Annotated in this window: 7 protein-coding genes; 3 read left to right on the forward strand and 4 right to left on the reverse strand. The window is 31.0% G+C overall.

The features are described 5' to 3' along the window. The coding region (gene mqo, locus N524_RS0109250) for a malate dehydrogenase (quinone) (RefSeq protein WP_037555712.1) at positions 1 to 1,314 on the reverse strand (1,314 nt) is incomplete at its 3' end. Positions 1,315 to 2,014: 700 nt separating this feature from the next. Here mqo and N524_RS0109255 point away from each other — a divergent pair. Next, a complete protein-coding gene (locus N524_RS0109255) occupies positions 2,015 to 3,790 on the forward strand; it encodes an oleate hydratase (RefSeq protein WP_017636331.1) in 1,776 nt (591 codons plus the stop codon). Between the two features lie 344 nt (positions 3,791 to 4,134). After that, positions 4,135 to 6,396, forward strand: a complete 2,262-nt coding sequence (locus N524_RS0109260; RefSeq protein WP_017636330.1) for an ATP-binding cassette domain-containing protein — start codon at positions 4,135 to 4,137, stop codon at positions 6,394 to 6,396. Positions 6,397 to 6,527: 131 nt separating this feature from the next. Here the strand turns inward: N524_RS0109260 and N524_RS0109265 are convergent, their stop codons facing one another. Beyond that, positions 6,528 to 7,682 (reverse strand): zinc-dependent alcohol dehydrogenase, encoded by a 1,155-nt coding sequence (locus tag N524_RS0109265; RefSeq protein ID WP_029056320.1) that lies wholly within the window; start codon positions 7,680 to 7,682, stop codon positions 6,528 to 6,530. A gap of 154 nt (positions 7,683 to 7,836) precedes the next feature. Then, the gene (locus N524_RS0109270) at positions 7,837 to 8,445 is read right to left on the reverse strand and encodes a recombinase family protein (RefSeq protein ID WP_029056321.1); all 609 of its coding nucleotides are present in this window, start codon (positions 8,443 to 8,445) and stop codon (positions 7,837 to 7,839) included. Positions 8,446 to 8,623: 178 nt separating this feature from the next. Here N524_RS0109270 and N524_RS0109275 point away from each other — a divergent pair, with 178 nt between their 5' ends. Next, on the forward strand, positions 8,624 to 9,604 hold the full coding sequence (locus N524_RS0109275) for a ketoacyl-ACP synthase III (protein WP_029056322.1): 981 nt from the start codon (positions 8,624 to 8,626) through the stop codon (positions 9,602 to 9,604). A 144-nt stretch (positions 9,605 to 9,748) separates the two neighbouring features. Here N524_RS0109275 and N524_RS13465 read toward each other — a convergent pair. Further along, a partial coding sequence (locus N524_RS13465; RefSeq protein ID WP_141738041.1) for a type I toxin-antitoxin system Fst family toxin occupies positions 9,749 to 9,833 on the reverse strand: 85 nt, incomplete at its 5' end.

Below are 9,833 nucleotides of genomic sequence, written 5' to 3' on the forward strand. Positions count from 1 at the left end.
TGAAGTTGATGCTCCTGGAGATTCTCCTAATAACGCTATTACTGAATGATCTTCAGAATTAACAACTTCTGTACCAAATTGAATAAATCCTTTACCATATTCAGGAGTATCTTTAATCACTTGTACGCGTTTACCTGCTGTATATAACTGCCAATCTTCATCACGTACTTCTGGATAAAAAGTACGTAAATGATTCATACAACCTTCTTTAGTCATTAATATTTGATCAAATGAATATTTGATTAAAGGTAGATTTTTAGCAGCAGCAGATAATAATGTTGTAATATTATATGGTTTAACTGATTTAAATAAATCTAAATTTGAACCATTTTTTAAAAATTTAGGGCCGACACTAGCAAATGGACCAAATAGTAACGTACGTTCACCATCAATATAACGAGTATCTAAGTGAGGTACAGTCATAGGTGGTGTGCCAGGAGGTTCTTTACCATATACTTTGGCATCATGTTGAGCTATGATGTCTGGGTTAGTACAAATTAAAAATTGACCTGTAATAGGGAATCCACCTAAATGTTTACTTTCTGGAATTCCTGTTTTTTGTAATAGTGGAATTGCACCACCACCGGCGCCAATAAATACATAATCAGCAAGTTCAGTCTGAACATTATCACTGTTACGTTGACGCACTTTAACTTCCCATTTCCCATCTTTTCGATGATTAAAATCTATCACTTCGTGATTATATTGAACATTAGCATTAGGATGTTGTTCAATACTTTGAGCCATTTTGCGAGTAAGCTCACCAAAGTTAACATCAGTACCTTCATTAATTTTACTAGCAGCCATAATATCACTCGCGCTATGACCTTCCATCATTAAGGGAATCCATTTTCTCATTTCTTCAATATCTTCTGTATATTCAATATTGTCGAACATCGGAAAATCCTTCATAGCATGATAACGATCTTTTAAGAATTGAACGTTATTTTTACCTCTAACAAAGCTAATATGAGGTAATGGTTGAATAAATTCTTTAGGGTTTGAAATGCTATTATTTTTGACTAAATGACCCCAAAATTGTTTTGAAATCTCGAACTGTTCATTAATTTCTTTCGCCTTTTCTATATCAATTGATCCATCAGGTTGTTTTACTGTATAGTTCAATTCACATAAAGCAGCATGACCAGTTCCAGCATTATGACGCTCATTTGAACTTTCGATACCAGGTCGATCCAAACGTTCATATAGTTTTATATTCCAACTTGGTTCTAATTCTTTAAGCATAGAACTAAAAGTTGTGCTTAAAACACCAGCGCCAATAACAACAACTGTTTTTGACTCTTTTGTATTCATAATTGACTCCCTTCTTTTACGTACATGTTTTATTTTAATATAAATATTTCCAGTATAAAAATACTTATATTAAATATGACCTATTCTTTTATGGAATAGATCATTTTAATTTTAAAAATTTTTCTATTATCTTAATCAGCAACTCAGTAGAAATACATATAAAAATTGATAAATACTTTAACTATTTTTTGACTAATTGCAACCTGTTTTTACTTACAAACTACAACAATTATAACAATCTTAGAATGAGAAAATTACACAATTTTAACTTTAAGATATTAAAAAGTTATATAAAATAATTATTATAATTTAATTTTTATTTAAATTATAATAAAAAATACATATAATATTATATATTTTATTATATAATTATATGTATTTTGGTCAAATAAATATTAAAGTGTTTTTTCTTTTGCTTTAGTTTTGATAAATTATTGACAAAACAGAGAGGGATTTAAGTGATTTTAATTAATAAGTTTCATTAACTATGCATACAAATTCATTATAGATCATAAATTAATATTTACTTTATTTCTACAATATAGTGATATCAATCTATTCTTGTTTATTATAAAACAATCGGATAATAAATATAAATAAAATTAATATATTTTTGTAAATATGTATACAAAAGTGTATAATGAAATTAAATCAAGTTAGAGTATTTAGAAATTTCACTTATTAATAAGGAGGTTTTTTTATGTACTATACCAATAGTAATTATGAAGCCTTTGCACGTCCAAAAAAACCTGAAAATGTTGAAAAAAAATCAGCATATTTAATTGGATCAGGTTTAGCTTCACTAGCAGCAGCATGCTTTTTAATTCGTGACGGTAAAATGAAAGGTAAAAACATCCATATTTTAGAAGAATTAGACATCTCAGGGGGAAGTTTAGATGGTATTAATATGGAGCATCATGGCTTTGTCGTACGTGGTGGTAGAGAAATGGAAAATCATTTTGAATGTTTATGGGATTTATTTAGAAGTATTCCATCATTAGAACAACCTGATGCATCCGTGTTAGATGAATTTTATTGGTTGAATAAGGAAGATCCTAACTATTCTAAATGCAGAGCCATTTATAGTGGTGGTAAACGCATTGATACTGATGGCAATTTTACATTGTCTAAAAAAGCTATTAAAGAAATTTTAAGTTTATGTATGAAAAAAGAAGAAGATTTAGAAGATGTTAAAATTTCTGAAGTTTTCACTGAAGATTTTTTAAATTCTAATTTTTGGTTATATTGGAAAACAATGTTTGCTTTCGAACCTTGGCATTCAGCAATGGAAATGCGTCGATATCTTATGCGTTTTGTTCATCATATTGGTGGTTTGGCAGATTTTAGTGCTTTAAAATTCACTAAATATAACCAATATGAGTCTTTAGTATTGCCAATGGTAGAATATCTTAAGTCACATGGCGTGCATTTTGAATATGGTATTCAAGTTGACAATATATTGGTCGATTCAACATCATCTAAGAAAATTGCACGAGAAATTCTTGTAAACAAAAATGGTAAAACAGAATCTATACCTTTAACATTAGATGATCTTGTTTTTGTAACGAACGGCAGTATTACAGAAAGTTCAACTTATGGGGATAATGACCATCCTGCTCCACCAACGAAAGCATTGGGAGGTAGTTGGACATTATGGAAAAATTTAGCTAATCAAAGTCCAGAATTTGGAAGACCTGAAAAATTCTGTGATCATATTCCAGATAAAAGTTGGCTCGTATCTGCAACAACAACAACAAATAATAAAAAAGTAATTTCTTATATTGAAAAATTAAGTAAACGTGATGTTTTATCTGGACGCACCGTTACTGGGGGTATTATAACGGTAGTAGATTCAAGTTGGCAACTTAGTTTTACAGTCAATCGTCAACAACAATTTAAGGAGCAACCTAAAGATCAGGTAAGTGTATGGATATATGCATTATACTCTAATGTTAAAGGAGATTTCATTAAAAAACCAATCACTGAGTGTACAGGTAGTGAAATCTGTCAAGAGTGGTTATATCATATGGGAGTGCCACAAGATGAGTTAGTTGAATTAGCACAAACAGAATGCAATACGATCCCTGTTTATATGCCTTATGTGACAGCGTACTTTATGCCGAGAGCATACAAAGATCGTCCATTGGTCGTTCCTAATGGTTCTAAAAACTTAGCCTTTATAGGTAACTTTGCTGAAACAGAACGTGATACAGTATTCACAACTGAATACTCTGTGCGTACAGCTATGGAAGCTGTATATCAATTATTAGAAATAGATAGGGGCGTACCTGAAGTGTATGCTTCTGAATTTGATGCACGTGTACTTATGGATGCTTATTATCAATTAAATGATCGTAAATCATTACCTGAATTAGTTAATAATAACTTTCTTAAACGTTCAGTTTTAAAAAATGCGATGAAAAAAATACAAGGCACTTTCATTGAAGAATTATTACGCAAACATAAGTTGTTATAAAAATTACATGGTGAGTCTCAAAAAAACAAAAAACATTGTATAAAAACAACAAATATTATAGAGTTATAAACATATCTTTATATATTTAATTGTTTTGACACGCTGACGTTGAAATCACAATCCACTAACTCTTGAGTTCTAACGTTATCTAGTACACCAATCTAGATAACGTTTTTTATTATAAAAAATATATTTTATTATATGAGACCATGATGAACAACAAAATTAAAGGAAAATTATTTTTATTAGGTTTATAGTAGTAATAACTTTAAGAAAAAGATAAATTAAGTTAGTGTGATAATTTAATCAATTGATAAACATTATAAGAGAGGGTCATTGAATTTATGAATAATATTACTATTATAGGAGCTTCACAAAATAATTTAAAAAATATAGATATAACTATACCTAAACATTTGATTACAGTATTCACAGGACGTTCTGGTTCAGGTAAGTCATCGCTGGTATTCAGAACAATAGCTGCTGAATCAGAACAACTTTTAAATGAAAGTTATTCTAGCTATATTCAATTTCATTTAAATCAACAACCGAAACCAAAGGTAAAAGAAATTAAAAACCTTCCTGTAGCAATGACGATTAGTCAAAAAAGATTTAATGGTAATTCTCGCTCTACTGTAGGTACAGTGTCGGATATCTATGCCTCTGTTAGATTGTTGTGGTCGAGGGTAGGTGAACCTTTTGTCGGTTATTCAGATGCCTTTTCATTTAACACTCCCAATGGTATGTGTGAAACATGTGAAGGATTAGGTTACATTGAAGACATTAATTTAAATGAACTCTTAGATTGGGACAAATCTTTAAATGAAGGTGCTATTAATTTTCCTTCTTTCGGACCTGATAAAGAAAGAGGTAAAGCTTATCGTGATAGTGGTTTATTTGATAATGATAAAAAATTAAAAGCATATACAAAAGAAGAATTAGATTTGTTTTTATATCAGGAGCCAATAAAATTAAAAAACCCGCCCGAAGAATGGCGAAAATCAGCAAAGTATGTGGGACTTATACCTAGGTTTAGAAGGATATTCTTAGGGGATAAAGAATTTAACAAAAAACGTTACGCTAAGCATCTTAAAAACGTTGTAGAAAATAAAATTTGTCCAACTTGTAATGGTCAACGTTTAAATTCAAAAATTTTGAGCTGTAAAATTCAAGGGAAAAACATTTCAGATTTTACACAAATGACTGTAAAAGAAAATTTGGTATTTCTTGATAAATTGAACGATTCAACAGCCCAATTTATTATTGAACCACTTCGAAAGCAATTAGAAGCACTTGATTATATAGGATTAAGCTATTTAACGCTTAATCGTGTAACCACTTCTTTATCAGGTGGAGAAGCACAACGTCTTAAATTAATACGACATTTGAACAGTTCACTATCTGATTTGGTTTATATCATTGATGAACCAAGTGTTGGTTTACACCCAGAGGATATTGCAAAAATAAATGAAATTTTGAAATCTTTAAAAGATAAAGGTAATACAGTATTAATTGTAGAACACGATCCTGATGTAATTAAAGAAGCAGATTATATTATTGATATGGGGCCAAGTTCAGGAACGCAAGGTGGAGAGATAACGTTTGAGGGAACATACAAACAATTATTATCTTCAGATACATCTACTGGGGAAGCACTACGTATCAAACATCACTTAAAAAATGAGACACGTGAATCAAAGCATTTTTATCATCTTGGACCAGTGACTCAAAACAATTTGAATAATGTGACAGTTGATATACCCAAGCATGTTTTGACAGTATTAACTGGAGTAGCAGGTTCTGGGAAAAGTACTCTTGTTAAGGCAGGTTTTGCAAAGAACGATAATGCAGTATTTATGGATCAAAAAGCGATACAAGGCTCCAATCGGTCTAATTTATTAACTTATTTAGGTGTTTTTGATAGAGTCAGAAATTTTTTCAGCAAAGAAACTGGATTAAATAAATCCATGTTTAGTTATAATTCGAAAGGGGCTTGTCCTAATTGTGGTGGTAAAGGTTATATTGAAACAGAACTTGCATTTATGGGTGAGTTTTCACAAACATGTGAAGTGTGTCACGGTAAACGTTATAAGCCAGAAGTATTGAATGCGACTATAAATGGCTATTCTATTGCTGATTTCCTTGAATTGACTGTTGATGAAGGTATAAGATTTTTTGATAAAGAGAATGAAATTCAGTCTAAGTTACAAGCTATAAGTAAAACAGGATTAAATTATGTAACACTTGGACAACCTCTATCTACCTTATCAGGCGGTGAAATTCAACGCGTTAAATTAGGTCAATATTTAAATGAAGATGTTACAGATAGTATTTTTATATTTGATGAACCTACGACAGGTTTACATGAAGCTGATATTCCTATATTGATAAATTGTTTTAATAATCTTATTGAACAAAATAATACTGTTATTTTAATTGAACATAACTTATCAATAATGTGTGAAGCTGATTGGATTATAGATGTAGGACCAGGTCCCGGTTTAGATGGGGGAAAAGTACAATTTAGTGGATTACCTGTAAACTTTGTTAAAGAAAATAAAACATTAACATCTAAGCATTTGAAACTTTATACAGAAAATAATTAAATTTGTTTCATATAACTTTAAATAGAGTTAGAAATTTTATAACTTAATTTAGTGGTTTGAAAAATTAACACATAAAATTAATAAAAGAGCCTATGGTTAAAATGATGTGCATAGGCTCTTTTGTATATTTATTATTGTGGTTTTAAAATGACTTTAATATTATTATCTTTTTTCTGATCGAAAATATCATACGCTTGTTTTGCATCTTCTAAAGGCATTGTATGCGTTATAATTTCTGTTGGATCAAAAACTTCGTTTTTAATCATTTCATATAATTTTGGCATTTGATGAATAACTGGCGCTTGACCACTTTTCACTTGAACATTTCTATTAAAAATTAAATCTATTGGATAATTATCTGCTGGTGTCCCATAAATACCAGTTAATTGAATGGTACCAAATTTTCTTACTGATTCAGCTGCTGTGATAATTGGACTAATATTACCTCGTTGAGCTGAATTTGAACTTAATTCTAAATCATCTTGAGCTACTTGTCCATCCATTCCTACACAATCTATAACAACATCTGCTCCACCACGTGTCGTTTCATGAAGTAGTTTTCCAATATTATCTTCTTTAGAAAAATTATACACTTCAGCACTGTTATATTTTCTTGCATGGTTTAATCTATGTTCTACATTGTCAATGGCAATAACTCGTTCGGCACCTTTTAACTTAGCAAATTTTTGTGCCATTAAACCGATTGGACCACAACCGAGAACAATAACAGTATCTCCAGATTTTACGCCTGCATGTTCAACACTCCAATAAGCTGTTGGGACAACGTCAGATAAAAACAATACTTGTTCGTCTTTCAAATCACTATCCGGAACTTTGAATGAAGAGAAGTCAGCAAAGGGTACTCTTAAATATTCAGCTTGACCACCCCAGTGATTTCCGTGCATAGCACTACCAAAACCGAAAAGACCCCCGTTATCCATTTTCCAGCTTGCTGGTGATGGATTAGAATTATCACATTGAGACTCCATTTCATTATTACAATAGAAACAATCGCCACAACCTATGTTAAAAGGTATAACAACTCTATCTCCCTTTTTCAAAGTTTTGACGTCTTTCCCTACTTCTTCTACAATTCCCATTGGTTCATGTCCAATAACAAAACCTGGATTCATAAATAGATCGCCTTGATGATAGAGATGTAAATCAGAACCACATATACCTGAAGCTGTTATTTTAATAATTGCATCTGTTGATTCTTCTATTATTGGATCATTTACTTCACGAACTTCCATATTTTTATGGCCTTGATACGTCACTGCTTTCATTTAAATGACACTCCTAATTATACTATACCTTTTTTAATTTTATTTACAAACTTTTTCTATTTTACTCAAAAGTATTTTTAATTTGGAGTGTCATATAAATGCTATATTTAATTGACACTTTGAGTTTCTTTCACTTTCATTAACAATCATTTTTTCAAAACAATTCCTTATCTTGTTTAATTCTATAAACAGTCTGCCTTGTGATATTCACTTCTTTCGCAATCCTACTAATTGCCTGGCCTTCTTCTAACATTTCTACAACTCTATGATAAATAACACGTTTCTGAGGGTCTTTAGCATTCGCTGAATAAAGTAACGGACGCCCTTTATATACACCTTTTTCTTTCGCAACTTTAATACCTTGTGCTTGTCTACGTTTACTTTCATTTCGTTCTTGTTCTGAAACCATTGCTAATATTTGAATGATTAGATCTTTCATAAATTTATCTAATAATGGATTACCAATGACTTCATTCATCATAGGTAAACTAGTAATCGTCAATTGAACTTCTTTATCCTTTAAATAATTAACTGTGTTAATCACTTCATCATAATTACGACCTAAGCGATCAATCGATTCTACTACAAATCTATCGCCCATTCTCACAAAGTTAAGTGCTTCTTGAAATACGGGTCTATTTTCTACTGACTTTCCTGATTGTTTCTCTGTAAATATTTTCTCTACGCCAAATGTTTTCAAATTATCTAGCTGTCTCTCTAAATTCTGATCTACCGAAGATACTCTTGCATAACCTACAATCATTTATATTCACTCCACAATTAATATACACCCTAATCATACGTTCAAGTTACTATAAATTCAATAACTTATTTTGTATGATTAGGGTGTACCTCTATTAGACATTTACGTTGATTCTTTTATCATGATATAATTTTTTGTAAGAGTTAAAAAAATATATAAGATAGAAAGAGGAAATACTATGCAATCATTTGCTAAAATAACTGCACAAGGTACATATGTCCCTGAAAAAGTTATGGATAATAATGACTTTGAAAAAATCGTAGAGACCTCTGATGAATGGATCCAACAAAGAACAGGTATTATTGAGCGAAGAATAGCTGATGAAAATGAATATACTAGTGATTTAAGTTATAAAGCTGTATTAGATTTACAAGAAAAGTATCAAGTCGACTTAACCGATGTAGATATGATTATTAATGCGACGTTAACTCCTGATTATAAAACACCTAGTGTAGCTTCATATGTCCAAGCTCAGCTTGGGTTAAAAAATGCTGGGGCTATTGATATTAATGCTGCTTGCGCCGGATTTACATATGGACTTAATTTAGCTAATGGATTGATTACATCAGGACAAAACAAAAAAATTTTAGTCATTGGTTCAGAAACATTGTCTAAAATTACAGATTATAATGATCGAAGTACGTGTATTTTGTTTGGAGACGGTGCCGGTGCATTTCTTGTAGAATATGATAAAGAAGAAATGAGTTTTATTGCAAGTAATGCCGGATCAGATGGCTTGAAAGGTCATAACTTATATTGCACAGAATTGTCTGAAGAAATGTTTTCAGATGATTTAGAAAATCATGGTTATATCGTTCAAAATGGACGGGGCGTTTATAAATGGGCAGTCGGTAACGTTCCAAATATAATCCATGAAGTTCTAAATCAATCAAATTACAGTATTGAAGATTTGAATTGGTTTGTACCGCATAGTGCGAATGCTCGAATGATTGAATCGATTTGTGAAAAAGCAAATATTGAAACAGATAAAGCATTAAAGAGTCTTAAATACTATGGTAATACTTCATCAGCAACCATACCTTTATCAATCGACCTAGCTATAAAAGAAGGTAAAATAAAAAAAGATGACTTAATCCTATTAGTTGGATTTGGTGGGGGCTTGGCATATGCATCTACACTTATTAGATGGACTATATAATTTTATGAGTTCTCAATTATGCATCTTTTTGCATTCCTCTATTAACCAGTGTTATAATATGATTAACAAGAATTCTAGCGTGAATACACCAATCCCCTCACTACGGCAATAGTGAGGGGATTTTTTAGGTGTGGCTATAGTCGCCTATTTATCGTTGCGATTACGTAGCCAATGCGTAAATAACGCAACAATACAACCACTGATGACTGTGGTCGTGATGTGAACAAGA

Origin of the sequence: Staphylococcus sp. URHA0057 (assembly GCF_000620265.1) — a bacterium.
GTDB classification, from domain to species: Bacteria; Bacillota; Bacilli; order Staphylococcales; family Staphylococcaceae; genus Staphylococcus; species Staphylococcus pasteuri.

Coding starts and splice junctions, on each gene's coding strand:
- N524_RS0109265 (WP_029056320.1), bottom strand. CDS start 7,682: ATGAAAGCAGTGACGTATCAAGGCCATAAAAATATGGAAGTTCGTGAA.
- N524_RS0109260 (WP_017636330.1), top strand. CDS start 4,135: ATGAATAATATTACTATTATAGGAGCTTCACAAAATAATTTAAAAAAT.
- N524_RS0109275 (WP_029056322.1), top strand. CDS start 8,624: ATGCAATCATTTGCTAAAATAACTGCACAAGGTACATATGTCCCTGAA.
- N524_RS0109270 (WP_029056321.1), bottom strand. CDS start 8,445: ATGATTGTAGGTTATGCAAGAGTATCTTCGGTAGATCAGAATTTAGAG.
- N524_RS0109255 (WP_017636331.1), top strand. CDS start 2,015: ATGTACTATACCAATAGTAATTATGAAGCCTTTGCACGTCCAAAAAAA.